Source organism: Vibrio sp. BS-M-Sm-2 (assembly GCF_041504345.1).
Taxonomy (GTDB): domain Bacteria; phylum Pseudomonadota; class Gammaproteobacteria; order Enterobacterales; family Vibrionaceae; genus Vibrio; species Vibrio satsumensis.
This window is the reverse complement of record NZ_CP167894.1, coordinates 2459434-2474525: the sequence shown is the minus strand read 5'-3', so window position 1 is coordinate 2474525 and position 15092 is coordinate 2459434. Positions and strand designations below refer to the sequence as shown.

At 44.5% G+C, this 15092-nt stretch carries 14 protein-coding genes and 1 pseudogene; 8 read left to right on the top strand and 7 right to left on the bottom strand.

What is annotated here, in order from left to right; translation table 11 throughout:
• Positions 1 to 21 precede the first annotated feature (21 nt).
• The 3 genes and pseudogenes from aceE to ampD all read right to left on the bottom strand — a co-directional run bounded on the left by aceE (position 22) and on the right by ampD (position 4591).
• A complete protein-coding gene (gene aceE / locus AB8613_RS11485) occupies positions 22 to 2685 on the bottom strand; it encodes a pyruvate dehydrogenase (acetyl-transferring), homodimeric type (protein ID WP_086711966.1) in 2664 nt (887 codons plus the stop codon).
• Between the two features lie 62 nt (positions 2686 to 2747).
• Complete coding sequence (gene pdhR / locus AB8613_RS11480) at positions 2748 to 3509, bottom strand: pyruvate dehydrogenase complex transcriptional repressor PdhR (RefSeq protein WP_017629813.1); 762 nt, start codon at positions 3507 to 3509, stop codon at positions 2748 to 2750.
• 483 nt (positions 3510 to 3992) lie between these two features.
• Positions 3993 to 4591, bottom strand: a pseudogene (gene ampD / locus AB8613_RS11475) (1,6-anhydro-N-acetylmuramyl-L-alanine amidase AmpD).
• A gap of 83 nt (positions 4592 to 4674) precedes the next feature.
• Between ampD and nadC the strand changes: the two are divergent.
• The 8 genes from nadC to yacG all read left to right on the top strand — a co-directional run bounded on the left by nadC (position 4675) and on the right by yacG (position 11809).
• Complete coding sequence (gene nadC, locus AB8613_RS11470) at positions 4675 to 5565, top strand: carboxylating nicotinate-nucleotide diphosphorylase (protein ID WP_285954237.1); 891 nt, start codon at positions 4675 to 4677, stop codon at positions 5563 to 5565.
• A 252-nt stretch (positions 5566 to 5817) separates the two neighbouring features.
• On the top strand, positions 5818 to 6282 hold the full coding sequence (locus AB8613_RS11465) for a pilin (RefSeq protein WP_372383838.1): 465 nt from the start codon (positions 5818 to 5820) through the stop codon (positions 6280 to 6282).
• Positions 6282 to 7967: a type IV-A pilus assembly ATPase PilB gene (pilB, locus tag AB8613_RS11460; RefSeq protein WP_372383837.1), complete on the top strand. Its 1686-nt coding sequence runs from the start codon at positions 6282 to 6284 to the stop codon at positions 7965 to 7967. The genes AB8613_RS11465 and pilB overlap by 1 nt, the downstream gene beginning before the upstream one ends.
• A 15-nt stretch (positions 7968 to 7982) precedes the next feature.
• The gene (locus AB8613_RS11455) at positions 7983 to 9212 is read left to right on the top strand and encodes a type II secretion system F family protein (protein ID WP_285954234.1); all 1230 of its coding nucleotides are present in this window, start codon (positions 7983 to 7985) and stop codon (positions 9210 to 9212) included.
• 65 nt (positions 9213 to 9277) lie between these two features.
• Positions 9278 to 10147 carry an A24 family peptidase gene (locus AB8613_RS11450; protein WP_327783519.1) on the top strand — a complete coding sequence of 290 codons (870 nt, stop codon included), beginning with the start codon at positions 9278 to 9280 and terminating at the stop codon, positions 10145 to 10147.
• A gap of 2 nt (positions 10148 to 10149) precedes the next feature.
• Complete coding sequence (gene coaE, locus AB8613_RS11445; protein ID WP_372383836.1) at positions 10150 to 10764, top strand: dephospho-CoA kinase; 615 nt, start codon at positions 10150 to 10152, stop codon at positions 10762 to 10764.
• A gap of 26 nt (positions 10765 to 10790) precedes the next feature.
• On the top strand, positions 10791 to 11531 hold the full coding sequence (gene zapD / locus AB8613_RS11440) for a cell division protein ZapD (protein WP_086711973.1): 741 nt from the start codon (positions 10791 to 10793) through the stop codon (positions 11529 to 11531).
• 80 nt (positions 11532 to 11611) lie between these two features.
• The gene (gene yacG / locus AB8613_RS11435) at positions 11612 to 11809 is read left to right on the top strand and encodes a DNA gyrase inhibitor YacG (RefSeq protein ID WP_327783518.1); all 198 of its coding nucleotides are present in this window, start codon (positions 11612 to 11614) and stop codon (positions 11807 to 11809) included.
• Between the two features lie 57 nt (positions 11810 to 11866).
• Here the strand turns inward: yacG and AB8613_RS11430 are convergent.
• The 4 genes from AB8613_RS11430 to rimM form a co-directional block, all read right to left on the bottom strand.
• Positions 11867 to 13038 (bottom strand): IS3 family transposase gene (locus AB8613_RS11430; RefSeq protein WP_210446792.1). Its coding sequence is split into 2 segments (ribosomal slippage): positions 11867 to 12756 and positions 12756 to 13038, totalling 1173 coding nucleotides; the frame shifts between segments, so codons are not numbered across the junction.
• 307 nt (positions 13039 to 13345) lie between these two features.
• Positions 13346 to 13699, bottom strand: coding sequence for a 50S ribosomal protein L19 (gene rplS, locus AB8613_RS11425; protein WP_004735514.1), 354 nt, complete (start codon positions 13697 to 13699; stop codon positions 13346 to 13348).
• A 59-nt stretch (positions 13700 to 13758) separates the two neighbouring features.
• A complete protein-coding gene (gene trmD / locus AB8613_RS11420) occupies positions 13759 to 14499 on the bottom strand; it encodes a tRNA (guanosine(37)-N1)-methyltransferase TrmD (protein ID WP_019826347.1) in 741 nt (246 codons plus the stop codon).
• Positions 14500 to 14525: 26 nt separating this feature from the next.
• A complete protein-coding gene (gene rimM / locus AB8613_RS11415) occupies positions 14526 to 15080 on the bottom strand; it encodes a ribosome maturation factor RimM (RefSeq protein ID WP_017063236.1) in 555 nt (184 codons plus the stop codon).
• Positions 15081 to 15092: the final 12 nt, after the last annotated feature.

Sequence of the window (15092 nt, the reverse complement as noted above, 5' to 3'; positions counted from 1 at the left end):
TTACCTACCTTAATGCCAGTCTTATGCGTATTGCGGGTTAGTTTTTTCAGTGTCGATATCGAACTTAGCAATTGCTTCAACAACTACTGATTTCTCGATGTCACCACGTTTAGCCAGTTCAGTTAGAGCTGCAACTACGATGTAGCCAGCGTTAACTTCGAAGTGACGACGTAGGTTTGCACGGCTATCAGAGCGGCCGAAACCATCTGTACCAAGTACTTTGTAAGACTCAGTTGGCATGTACGCACGTACTTGCTCAGCGTAGTTCTTCATGTAGTCAGTCACTGCGATTGCAGGTTCTTTACCAAGAACAGTCGTGATGTACGGTACTTTCTCTTCAGCTTCTGGGTGAAGCATGTTGTCACGCTCTACCGCTTGGCCGTCACGAGTTAGTTCGTTGAACGACGTTACTGAGAATACGTCAGATGCTACGCCGTACTCTTCGCTTAGAATTTCAGCTGCTTTACGCGCTTCGTTCATGATAGTACCAGAGCTCATTAGTTGAACTTTGCCCTTAGCACCAGCGTGAGATTCAAGCTTGTAGATACCCTTACGGATGCCTTCTTCAGCGCCTTCTGGCATTGCTGGCATTGCGTAGTTCTCGTTCATTACTGTTAGGTAGTAGTAAACGTTCTCTTGCTCAGGACCGTACATGCGACGGATACCGTCTTGCATGATTACTGCTAGCTCGTAAGCGAACGTTGGGTCGTAAGAGATACAGTTAGGGATCGTGTTCGCTTGAATGTGCGAGTGACCATCTTCGTGCTGTAGTCCTTCACCGTTCAGTGTTGTACGACCAGCTGTAGCACCTAGTAGGAAGCCACGAGCTTGTTGGTCACCTGCTAGCCATGCCATGTCACCAATACGTTGGAAACCGAACATTGAGTAGTAGATGTAGAACGGGATCATTGGTAGGTCGTTCGTGCTGTATGAAGTTGCAGCTGCAACCCATGAAGCCATAGAACCTAGCTCGTTGATACCTTCTTGAAGTACTTGACCAGACGTTGCTTCTTTGTAGTAAGAAACGATGCCTTTATCTTCAGGTGTGTATTCTTGACCGTGTGGGTTGTAGATACCAACCTGACGGAATAGACCTTCCATACCGAATGTACGAGCTTCATCACAGATGATAGGAACGATGTTCTTACCGATGTTTTTGTCTTTCAGTAGGATGTTTAGCGTACGTACATAAGCCATAGTTGTAGAGATATCACGCTTCTGTTCACCTAGTAGAGGTGCGAATGCGTCTAGCTCAGGAACTTTGAATTCTTGAGTGAACTTAGGCAGACGTGCTGGCGTGTAACCTTGTAGGGCTTTACGACGAGCATGTAAGTATTCGTACTCAGCAGAACCTTCTTCCAAAGTCAGGTAAGGAAGCTCAGATACTTTCTCATCAGAAAGTAGATCTTGTAGACCTAGACGGTCACGTAGATATTGTACGTGAGTCATGTCCATCTTCTTAACACCGTGAGCGATGTTCTTACCTTCTGCAGCTTCACCCATGCCGTAACCTTTAACTGTTTTAGCTAGGATTACTGTTGGTTTGCCACCTGTCTCTTTTGCATTGTTGAATGCAGCGAACAGCTTAGAAGAATCGTGACCACCACGCTTCAGTTCGAAGATTTGGTCGTCAGTCATGTCTGCAACTAGTGCAGCTGTTTCTGGGTACTTACCAAAGAAGTGCTCACGTACGTATGCGCCATCTTTAGATTTGAATGTCTGGTAGTCACCATCGATAGTTTCGTTCATTAGTTGAAGAAGCTTACCAGTAGTGTCTTTAGCTAGTAGAGAATCCCAGTTGCTACCCCAGATAACTTTAACAACGTTCCAACCTGCACCTTTAAATAGGCCTTCAAGTTCTTGGATGATGCTACCGTTACCCATTACAGGGCCATCTAGACGCTGTAGGTTACAGTTGATTAGGAAACATAGGTTATCTAGCTTCTCACGCGCAGCGAAAGAGATAGCACCACGTGATTCTGGCTCATCCATCTCACCGTCGCCTAGGAACGCGTATACGCGTTGCGCGGAAGTATCTTTAAGACCACGGCCTTCTAGGTACTTAAGGAAACGAGCTTGGTAGATCGCAGAGATCGGACCTAGACCCATAGATACTGTAGGGAACTGCCAGAACTCAGGCATCAGTTTAGGGTGCGGGTAAGAAGGGATACCTTTACCATCAACTTCTTGACGGAAGTTATCTAGCTGCTCTTCAGTTAGACGACCTTCAACGAATGCACGAGAGTAGATACCTGGAGAGATGTGACCTTGGTAGTAAACTAGATCGCCACCGTCAGTCTCGTTTGGAGCACGGAAGAAGTGGTTGAAACATACTTCGTAGAACGCTGCTGCTGACTGGTAAGAAGCCATGTGACCACCAAGGTCTAGGTCTTTCTTAGAAGCACGCAATACGATCATGATTGCGTTCCAGCGAATAATCGAACGAATACGACGCTCAAGAGTTACGTCACCAGGGTAAGCTGGCTCTTGTGCTGCTGGAATTGTGTTGATGTAGTTTGTGTTGATGCCTGTAGCCATATCAACACCATCTAAACGCGCTTTATCTAGAACTTGTTCTAGTAAAAACTGTGCACGTTCTACACCTTCTTCACGTACTACTGACTCAAGAGCTTCTAACCAATCTTGAGTTTCCAGAGCATCAACGTCATGCTTCATGTCAGACATGGCGATCTATCCTTTTTGTTAGTTGGATTCTACTAAACACGTAAAAAGCCGAAGTATTACGGCTATTTACCCTGTTGAATTCGACGTAAAGAACGTTCGCGACGCGACTCTTCCTTCGTCAAATCCAGCAATGTTTCTTCGATGTAAGCTAAATGAGAGTGTGACATTTCACGTGCCTGTTCTGGCTGCCCTGAAACAATCGCATCTACAATGTTAGCTCGATGTATACTCACTTTCTCCACAACGTCTTTACGACGATGCAACAGCTTTAAATTCTCTAAGACATTTTGTTCGAGTAACGGAGCCAAACTACGAACAATGTGCAATAACACCACATTGTGCGCTGCCTCTGTTAAAGCAATAAGAAAAGCCATCACCGCTGCAGATTCGGCTTCAATATCACCCTTATCTTGCGCGCCGTGAATTTTATCTTGGCATGCTTGAATTCGAGCAAAGTCTTCATCAGTGCCACGCAATGCCGCAAAGTAAGCCGAAATCCCTTCCATCGCATGACGCGATTCCAACAAGTCTAGTTGGGTTTCAGAATGGGAGGACAACAAATTAAGCAAAGGATCTGAAAAGCTTTTCCAGATATTTTCGCTAACAAACGTACCTCCGCCTTGACGGCGAGTAAGCAAGCGTTTTGCTTCTAAACGTTGTATCGCTTCTCGGATTGAAGGACGAGACACATCGAACTGTTTCGCCAGTTCGCGCTCAGGCGGCAGCTGCTGCCCAGGAGCCAGTGTTCCTTCCACTATCAACCTTTCTAACTCTTGTTCGATAACATCGGAGAGTTTTGGCTGACGAATCCTTTGATAAGCCATAGTTTGTTGTTCTTCTTTTTCTTCGCTGACAATTGGTAATACCAATTTTAAGTTGGGCAGAAATTAACATAATTAAAACGCCACTGTCCAGTGTAAAATTGACCTGCATCATAGAATGCAGGGTGAATTAACCGTGACTTAACAAATGAAATTTAAAACGGCAACCAAATTGGTCTTACCATTTACAGGGCTAATACTTTTGGGGAGGTTTCGTGCTAGAAAATTTCAGGATAAAAATGAATTGTTTCAGAAAGATTAGTGTCACTTGTTTAAAAATCAAACCAAACGCACATTTAGGATGGAAATCCTGTTCATAACCTTTAACAAATGGGCGTTTGATAAGCTCGTCACACTCTTGGTTTATTGCTGCTCTTCCATCCACCACTTTCTTTACATAGCAACAACAAAAATTCACAAGTGGTTATGCTAAACGTTGATTAAGCAAGGCTCTGTAATTGGCAGAGCCATGAAGAATATGAAGAATTAGAAGCGCAATTTGCCTTTAAATTTTGTCCAGTCGAAGACCAAACCTGGGTCTGTTTTGCGTAAAGGTGCTATGTATTGATGGCCAGTGATACGCTCGGTGGTGATTTGAGGGAAAGTCGATACGATCGTTTCTGTTAATTGGGCAAGCGCTTGATACTGCAGCTCGGTGTAAGCAACAAAGTCACTGCCTTCCAGTTCAATACCAATCGAGTAATCATTACACCGCTCTCTACCTGCAAAGCTCGACTGACCTGCATGCCAAGCACGATCAAGAAACGAAACAAACTGAACAACCTCACCATCACGACGAATTAAGCAGTGTGCTGATACGCCCATTTGGTGAATCACCTTAAAAAATGGGTGTTCTGACGGGTCTAGCTTACCTGTAAAAAACTGTTCGATGTAAGGCCCACCAAATTGCCCCGGAGGCAAACTAATATTGTGAACCACCAGCAGAGAGATATCATCGACATTTGGTCTTGTATCAAAATATGGGGAAGGAACATGCCGAGCGTTGTCGTACCATCCATTGGAGCAGATCGTCATCTTGGTCTCACTTTCTTTTTTGCCAGCACATAGATTGTGACCTTGCCCATAGAGCAGTCGCGCTAGCCTCTTTAATTTGAAGTTAAGCAAGAGTATCATTCCATTCCCACTCCCTTTCAAGATTAGATTTGCGATGAAAAACACACATAACAGCCACCAACGCCTTGACTACTTAAAACAGCAACTGCCTCTAGAAATCACTCGTGCAGTCGCTGAGACCATCAAAGAAGATCTAGGTGGAACGTTAGATCCAGCGGCTGATATTACGGCAAGTCTAATCCCTGCAGACGCAGTCAACAGTGCCACCATCATTACCCGTGAGCACGGCGTGTTCTGTGGTAAAGCTTGGGCTGATGAAGTGTTTAAGCAACTGGGCGGTGAAGTGACTATCGAGTGGAACGTCGAAGATGGCGACAAGGTTGAACCAAACCAAACGCTTTGCACACTAACAGGCCCAGCACGCGCGTTATTAACGGGTGAGCGTAACGCAATGAACTTTATTCAAACACTGTCTGGTTGTGCGACGGCAACAGCTATCTACGCAGACAAAATCAAACACACAGAGTGCCGTCTGTTAGATACTCGTAAAACCATCCCAGGTCTACGTAGTGCACTAAAATACGCAGTCGCTTGTGGCGGCGGTTTCAACCACCGTATCGGTGTTTTCGACGCTTACCTAATCAAAGAAAACCACATCATCGCTTGTGGTGGCATTGAGAAAGCTATCTCTACAGCAAAAGAGCTAAACCCTGGTAAACCTGTGGAAGTAGAAACGGAAAGCCTAGCAGAACTAGAGCAAGCGATCAGCGCTGGCGCAGACATCATCATGCTAGACAACTTCACCACAGATATGATGCGTGAAGCAGTTAAAATCAACGCTGGACGTGCAGCACTAGAAAACTCTGGTAACGTGACGCTAGATACCATCGCTGAGTTCGCTGAAACGGGTGTTGATTACATCTCTGTAGGCGCGTTAACTAAGCACCTTAAAGCCATGGATCTATCAATGAGATTCAAAGCGTAATTTACTGAATAGTAAATAGTTTCCCTAAGGGCACTGTTGATAGCAGTGCCTTTTTTATTGCCTTAATTATCAGTATTTCAAGCAGTTATTTAAGTTGATCGCATAAATTTGCGTGCTATATGAAACACTGCACTAATAAATACAAAACCACTCGCGACCGCACCTGAACATCATTCCACTTCCCCATCTCGACTTCTATTCTCTCACCAACCAGTGCTTGCGCTGAAACAAACTAAAGAATGGAATTAGAAAATGAATAACAAGAACAAAAGAACGAACCAAAAAGGCTTTACGCTGATTGAATTGATGATTGTAGTGGCTGTAATAGGTGTCCTTTCTGCGATTGCAATTCCTCAATATCAAAAGTATGTAGCTAAGGCTGAGGTTGCTTCCGCTCTTGCTACTGCAACAGGAGTAAAAACAAATGTTGAAGCTTATTCTGTCGAAAATGGAAGCTTCCCAGATGGTTCTACTAGTGGGCAAACCGAAGATGCTCTCGGAGTCCCATCATCAATCCCATCAGGAACGATAGCATTTGCTAAAGGAAGTTCAGCTGGTGTGGGGACAATTACATTTACTTTTGCTAGTGCAGGCGTTAGCACTCTTTTAGTAAATAAGAAATTTGCGCTGTCCAGAGCACAAGATGGAGCTTGGGAGTGTAAAGGAACAACAGCGACTCCTGTAACTGACGATTTATTACCGAAAAACTGTAAATAGTGCTAACCAATCTCCCAACCGTTCTTCGTCAGGCTGGCTTACTTAGCCTGACTCAAGAACAAGCCGTGGCGGAACACGTACAAGCTTCCGGTGTTTCGACACCTGAAGCTCTGCTCGTTCTTGAGCTCTTCACAGGTGATTCCTTAGCAAACAACATAAAAACCATTTTCGGTTTGCCGTTAGTGCAGCTTGCCAATGTTGATTATGAAGTCTTGTGCGACCAATTAGGGCTTCGCGAGCTAATCACCAAGTATCGTGCTATCCCGATTTCAGTCTCTAGCTCAACTCTCACACTCGCCTCGGCCGACCCAACCGACTTACAGGCGGAAGATGATTTTCGCTTTGCAACGGGATTACAGATTGAATTGGTTGTCGCTAACTACTCAGAACTAGAAGGTGCAATACGAAAGCTGTATGGACGCTCTATTTCTGGGCAAGACTCCAAGCGTAAAGAGATCACCCAAGATGAACTCGCCAATCTCGTTGAAGTCTCTGACGATGAGATGACTTCAATTGAAGACCTCAGCCAAGACGATTCTCCTGTTAGCCGTTTTATCAATCAAATACTGGTTGATGCGGTGCGTAAAGGTGCATCCGATATCCACTTCGAACCTTATGAAGAAAACTATCGTGTGCGCTTACGTTGCGATGGCATCCTTGTTGAAATACAACAACCGGCTTCCCATCTAAGTCGCCGTTTATCTGCTCGCTTAAAGATCCTCGCTAAGCTGGATATTGCCGAACGTCGCTTGCCTCAAGATGGACGTATTAAGCTTCGTTTAAACGACGAACTGGCGATTGATATGCGTGTATCGACTCTACCGACACTGTGGGGAGAAAAGATCGTACTGCGTCTTTTAGATAGCAGCGCTGCTAATTTAGATATCGATAAGTTGGGTTACAGCGAGGATCAAAAAGCACTCTATCTCAATGCATTGAAGCGCCCACAAGGAATGGTCTTAATGACCGGCCCAACCGGCAGTGGTAAAACCGTTTCTCTCTACACTGGCCTTCGGGTACTTAACACCATAGAGCGCAACATCTCAACAGCTGAAGATCCGGTCGAGATCAATCTATGTGGTATCAATCAAGTTCAAGTCGCACCCAAAATCGGTTTTGGGTTTGCTGAAGCATTGCGATCATTTTTACGACAAGACCCCGATGTGGTAATGGTTGGGGAGATCCGCGATTTAGAAACCGCAGAGATCGCGATCAAAGCATCGCAAACTGGTCACTTAGTGCTTTCGACACTGCACACTAACTCTGCAGCGGAAACCGTGACTCGACTCGCTCATATGGGGATAGAACCCTTTAACCTAGCTTCATCACTGAGTTTGATTATCGCTCAACGACTAGCAAGACGATTGTGCAACCATTGCAAAGAAGTTGACGACTCACCGGACATATTTCTGCGTCACTCGATTCCTAACAGCCGAACCATCTACAAAGCTAATCCCCAAGGGTGTAATGAATGTAATCAGGGGTACTCAGGCCGAGTGGGTATCTATGAAGTGATGCCTTTTACCGACAAGCTCAAGACCAGCCTTATCAGTCAACCCAATGCGCTAGCGATTGAAGATCTCGCGCGTCGAGAAGGCATGAGAACTCTGCAAGAGTCAGGGCTAGATAAATTGCTTGAAGGCACCACCAGCTATCAAGAACTGCAACGTGTTCTGTACCTATAACCGAATGGAACACCAATGAGTAGCAAGTCCAAACAATCACAATTAAAAAGCTATCACTGGAAAGGCATTAATAGCTCAGGCAAGAAAGTGTCTGGGCAGACCTTAGCGCTCACCGAATTGGAAGTACGAGAAAAGCTCAAAGAGCAGCACATTCAGATTAAGAAAATCAAAAAGAAAAGCATCTCAGCCGTCACTCGTTTAACCCATAGAGTCAAAGCCAAGGACATCACTATTTTAACTCGGCAGCTCGCTACCATGCTGGCTACTGGCGTGCCTATCGTGCAAGCCATCAAGTTGGTCTCAGACAATCACCGCAAAGCAGAAATGAAATCGATTTTATCGCACATATGCAAAGGTGTAGAAGCCGGCACGCCAATCTCAAAAGCAATGCGAACTGCAAGTCGTCACTTTGATGACCTCTATACTGATTTGGTCGCGACAGGCGAACTCTCCGGCAACCTCGCACAAGTGTTCGAACGCTTAGCGACCTATCGAGAAAAAAGCGAGCAGTTAAAGTCTAAAGTCGTCAAAGCACTGATTTATCCTGCCATGGTGGTCACGGTAGCACTGACCGTTTCTTATTTAATGCTGACCATGGTGATTCCGGAATTTGAGTCGATGTTTTCAGGCTTTGGCGCCGACCTACCTTGGTTCACTCAACAAGTACTCTACCTTTCCCATTGGATGCAGACTTACAGTTTTTATACGGCTGTAGGCATAGGGCTTGTTGTCCTGATTATTTACCAACTGTGTCAGCGTTCCCACTCGTTCAGACTGTCTGTCAGTCGGCTAGGACTACGTTTTCCTGTTCTCGGTGGCATATTAGCCAAAGCCTCTATTGCCAAGTTTAGCCGAACCTTATCAACAAGCTTTAGTTCTGGTATTCCGATTTTAATGAGCCTCAAAACCACAGCCAAAACCGCAGGTAATCTGCATTATGAATCAGCCATCATTGAAGTTCACCGAGAAACAGCTGCAGGCATGCCGATGTATATCGCAATGCGCAATACCAACGCCTTCCCCGAAATGGTGTTGCAGATGGTGATGATTGGTGAAGAGTCTGGCAACCTTGATGATATGCTCAATAAAGTCGCCTCGATTTACGAGTTTGAAGTAGACAACACCGTCGACAATTTAGGCAAGATTCTAGAGCCACTGATCATCGTGTTTTTAGGCACCGTGGTTGGTGGGCTTGTGGTTGCGATGTACTTACCGATCTTTAATCTTATGAGTGTGTTAGGATAGTTAAAGCAACTAAACACCCATGAGCAGCAATCTCTGCTCACTTTGATTAAGTGGTAAAGGACACTATGGAAGTATTTCACTACTATCCTTGGCTATTCCCCGTATTAGCTTTCATTTTTAGCCTTCTTATCGGCAGCTTCCTCAACGTAGTCATACACCGTTTACCGATTATGATGGAACGCGAATGGCAACAAGAGTGCTCGGAATATTTCTCTCAATATAAAATTCCAGCACCAGAGGGAAAGTTTAATCTCAGCATTCCTCGTTCAACCTGCCCGAAATGCAAAACCCAATTAAGAATCGTCGACAATATTCCAGTGTTAAGCTGGTTGTTCTTAAAAGGTAAGTGTCACAGCTGTGCCAATCCAATCAACGCTCGCTACCCTTTGGTCGAACTGCTTACCGCAATACTTTGTACAATGGTTGCTAGCCACTTTGGTTTCAGTTACTACGCTATTGCTTTGATTTTTTTCACGTTTGCATTGATTACCGCAACCTTTATCGATCTCGATACTATGCTGTTGCCTGATCAAATTACCTTACCTTTAGTTTGGTACGGTATCGCGTTAGCTCTGTTTAATATCAGCCCTGTATCGCTTCAAGATTCCGTGGTTGGTGCAATGGCAGGTTACCTAGCACTTTGGTCGGTTTATTGGCTGTTCAAGCTGTTAACAGGCAAAGAAGGCATGGGTTACGGTGATTTCAAGTTATTAGCTGCGCTTGGCGCTTGGCTTGGTTGGCAACACCTCCCAATGATCATTCTTCTATCCTCACTTGTCGGCTTAGTTTTCGGATTGATTCAACTTCGCTTGAAACAACAAGGCATAGATAAAGCCTTTCCATTTGGACCTTACCTTGCGATTGCGGGTTGGGTGAGTTTGATGTGGGGCAACGACATCATGGGCTGGTATTTCACTTCTGTACTAGGAATTTAACCATGGCAATCATTATCGGATTAAGTGGTGGTATCGCCAGTGGCAAAACCACCGTCGCTAACCTGTTCAATGAACACTTTAATATTGATATTGTTGATGCTGATATCGTGGCACGTGAAGTAGTCACTTTGGGCAGTGACGGCTTAAAACAGATTACAGACCACTTTGGTGAGTCTATCTTGCTTGACGATGGAACACTCAACCGAAGTAGGCTGCGTGAGCTTATCTTCTCTGATCCTAAAGAGAAGCAGTGGCTCAATGATCTTCTTCATCCCATGATCCGTGACAAAATTGACAGTGACCTGTCTAAAATCACATCCCCTTATGGTTTATTAGTCGCACCGCTATTGGTCGAAAACCAAATGCAAGGCATGACCGATCGCGTATTAATCGTTGATGTGCCAGCAGAAGTGCAAATAGAACGAACGATGAGTCGTGATAATGTTTCTAGGGAACAAGTTGCATCAATTTTAAAATCACAGGCTTCAAGAGAACAACGCTTAGCAGTTGCAGATGACGTGATTAAAAACCATACTAAAAACCAAGAACTTTTGCCTCAAATCACAGATTTACATCAAAAGTATCTGGCAATCAGTGCTGTAGATGGGTCAGAATAGAACAATGTTGAATGAAGGTTTGCTCGATGATCACCCATAAATTTGAACATCCTCTAAATGAGAAAACACGCATCTACTTAAGAGTCGAATCACTCTTGAGGCAGCTACACTTGTCTTCTACATTTTCCGATGCTCAACAGTATCAACTCTTTTTCCGTTCCATCTTTGATCTGATTGAAATCTTCGAACAGATCCAACTCAAGAGCGAACTCGCAAAAGATATTGAGAAACAACGTGTAACCTACAAAAGCTGGTTAGATGTTGAAGGTGTCGATCAAGAGATGCTGACATCATTGCTTACTGACATTGGTAACATCTATCGTGATCTGATGCAGGCAGAGCGTTTCGGGCAATCACTTAAGGAAGACCGCTTTCTAAGTGCGATTCGCCAACGCTTTAATCTTCCAGGTGGCTCATGCTGCTTTGATTTACCCGCACTGCATTATTGGCTGCACCTTCCGCTCGATAAGAGAATGAGAGATGCTAAAGCTTGGATGGATAGCCTACAGCCTCTGTATGAAGCGCTAACACTATGGTTGAAGCTCACCAGGGAAACAGGGCACTTTAAAGAGCAAATCGCTCGTGCTGGCTTCTTTCAGAGCGATGCCGATGAAGCGAATATCCTTCGTCTTTCTATTCCGATGCAATACGGTGCCTACCCGATGATCTCAGGTCACAAGAACCGCTTTGCAGTTAAGTTCATGAGCTTTGAGACGGGGCAAGCTTGTACTCAAGATATCGAGTTTGAATTAGCGATCTGCACCTAATTAGTTTCCTTTTATAGTTTGGCTTGAGTCCTCACTCGAGCCTAAACTCACTATTATTATCCCTCAAATTAAGAATCACTATGTCGAAGAAAATCACCATCGTTAAATGCCCTCAATGTAATACTGACGTTGAATGGGGTGAACAAAGCCCACACCGCCCGTTTTGCAGCAAGCAATGTCAGATGATTGATTTCGGTGAATGGGCAGACGAAGAAAACAGCATCGCTGGCGCACCAGACATGTCTGATAGCGATGGTTGGTCGGAAGATCAGTTCTAAGATTCGAGATTCGAGATTCGAGATTTGATATGGCCCCTAAAAAGTAGACACAGGGGTTTAGTTGATTAGTTCAAAGTCCATGGGACTCACTCCACCTAGAGTCCCATGCCTTCTTACTGGATTATAATAGGTATCGATATAAATTCGACTTTGCATCGTCATTTCTTGTCGTGAAAGCTGATCTAAGTTGTTCATCCACTCTTTCTTATATTGCGCAAAGAAACTTTCGGAACAAGCGTTATCCCAACAGTTTCCTTTTCTCGACATGCTGACTTTAATCTTTCGTTTACGGTGCCAACGGATCGTCTCCAACGCTCGATACTGTATACCTTGATCGGAGTGAAACAAAAGCTCGTGACCTAAGGGCTGCCTTTGTTCCCAAGCCTTATTCAGGCTTCTTAGCACTAACTTTGCGTTATTAATACGACTTGTCGACCAACCAATCACTTTGCGTGAAAACAAATCTAAGACGACGCACAGGTATTGCCAACCATCAGTACAGCGCACCTGAGTGATATCTGACACCCAAACTCGATCGGGTTTATCCACCTTAAATTGGCGGGCAAGAATGTTATAGGCAGGTATAAGCGTATTTTGTCTTGGCGCTCGTCCATATCGCTTCTTGCTCGCGCAAGAGCGATAGCCCATATTCTGCAAAAGCCTCTGTACTCGCTTTTTATTACAAATAAAGCCGTTAGCGACTGCTGCTTCCCAAAGCTTTCGATAGCCTGGAATACAATACTGAGCTTCGCTTTCTCTCCTCAAGTAGTGACTTAAAGACTCATTGTCTGTCTCTCGCTTCGATGGTTTCCTTGTTAGCCACTTGTAATAACCCGCTTTAGAAACGCCCAACCATTGGCATAGTCGAATGACAGGAAGCTTCACACTGGCCTTCTTAAGGATATACTCGAACCTTATTCTTTTTGGCTGTCGAAGAAAGCCTTCGCTTCCTTTAAGAAATCATTCTCCAGCTCTGCCATCTCAAGCTTCTTTTTCAATTGACGGATCTCTTTCTCCAGTTGTGTAACGGATGTTTCGGGACCGTGGTTAGGTATTGGGAGGGAGTTAGTCTTCTTCGACGTCATTTGGCATCTCCATTTAGAAAGTAGCACCGGCGATATTCCTAAGGATAGTGCTACTGACTTAACGGTGTCAGAAGAATCGAGAGATCGCTGAACAGCTTCTCGTTTAAATTCGTCTGTATATTGTCTTTGTGATTTTACTTTCATTACACTCAATGCTCTGTATTAAGTGTCTACTTTTATGGGGTCACATCAGATTCGGAAAAATGATTAAAGGGTTGGCGTTTGCGTCAATCCTTTTTTATTGCCGATAGTTTGGTGTTTACCAAAAGAGTTTCCCTACTCCTTCGTCAGTCTAGGGAATGACGGTTGCATTTAAGCCTACTTTCCAGTCGTCATCCCCAAGAGTGAGGAACGAAAGAGTTGGGGATCTCTTACTTTCAAAGCTCTAACTAGCAGGCACAAAAAAGCGGAGCCAAATGGCTCCGCTTTTATCGATAGAATGCAAAAAGAATTACTTCTTAGTAAGCTTCTCTTTAATACGAGCTGACTTACCAGAACGCTCACGTAGGTAGTACAACTTGGCACGACGTACTGCACCACGGCGTTTAACTTCGATGCTATCAACCATTGGAGAGTGAGTTTGGAACGCACGCTCTACGCCTTCACCGTTCGAGATCTTACGAACTGTGAATGCAGAGTGTAGACCACGGTTACGAATAGCGATTACAACGCCTTCGAAAGCCTGTAGACGCTCACGGTCACCTTCTTTTACCTTAACCTGAACTACAACAGTGTCACCTGGTGCGAATTTAGGAAGGTCTGATTTTAGTTGCTCTTCTTCAAGAGCCTTGATGATGTTGCTCATTTGTATAAATTCCTAGAATAAACTGATACTAAATTTAATAGGTTACTGCTTGCTTTTCGTTAAGAGCGTTGCTCTTTAATGAATTCAGCCAGTAATTGTTCCTGTTCGTCAGTCAGAGCTAGGTTTTCCAGGAGTTCTGGTCTTCTTAGCCAAGTTCGGCCCAACGATTGTTTTAATCGCCAGCGACGAATGTCCTTATGGTTTCCAGACTTGAGTACCGATGGCACATCTTTATCGTCTAGCACCTCAGGGCGCGTATAATGGGGACAATCTAGCAAACCATTTGCAAAAGAATCTTCTTCTGCTGAAGCGAAATCTCCAAGTACACCCGGAACAAACCGAGATACTGAATCAATCAGCGTCATGGCTGGCAGTTCGCCACCCGTCATCACAAAATCTCCAATCGACCATTCTTCGTCAACTTCAGATTGAATGATGCGCTCATCTACCCCTTCGTAGCGACCACAAATAAGAAGTAAATTCTCGTTTGTTGCCAGCTCTTCAACACCTTTCTGGTCGAGTTTACGACCTTGAGGTGAAAGATAGATCACTTTCGTCTTTCCCGGTGCTGCTTGCTTGGCTGTTTTGATAGCGTCGCGCAAAGGCTGAACCATCATTAACATGCCAGGACCACCACCGTAAGGTCTGTCATCAACAGTGCGATGTTTATCATGAGTGAAATCACGAGGATTCCATGTCTCAATAGATAAAAGACCTTTTTTAACCGCTTGACCTGTTACTCCAAAATCAGTAACAGAACGGAACATTTCAGGAAAAAGGCTAATAATGCCAACCCACATGTGTTCTCTCGCTCTGTAATTTGGAGTTAGAATCCAGGATCCCAGTCAACTTCGATCCGGCGAGCTTCGCGATCAACTTTCTTGATCACTTGCTCTTCAAGGTACGGTACTAACCGTTCCTTTTGGCCAAAAGCATCTTTAAGATTTGCTTTGATTACTAGAACATCGTTCGAGCCAGTTTCTAATAGGTCAGTGACCTCACCAAGGTCGTAACCTTTAGTGGTAAAAACTTGCATACCGAACAATTCGCGCCAGTAGAATTCATCTTCTGACAATTCAGGTAACGAAGCAGGGTCAATAGCAATTTCAAAGTTAGTCATCAGTTGCGCGTCTTCACGAACATCTAATCCCGCTAGCTTACATACATAACCTTGGCCATGACGTTTCCAGCTCTCAACTTTGTACTCAACCCACTTGCCCTTTAGGTTTAAATACCAAGGGCTGTAATCAAATATGCTTTCAGCATTGTCTGTGTAGGAGAACACTTTAAGCCAGCCACGAATACCATAGGTAGACCCAAGTTTACCCATGACAATTCTATTGTTTTGCTCGCTCATAGTTTCTTTACCCTTCATCGACATAAGCTATTTCTC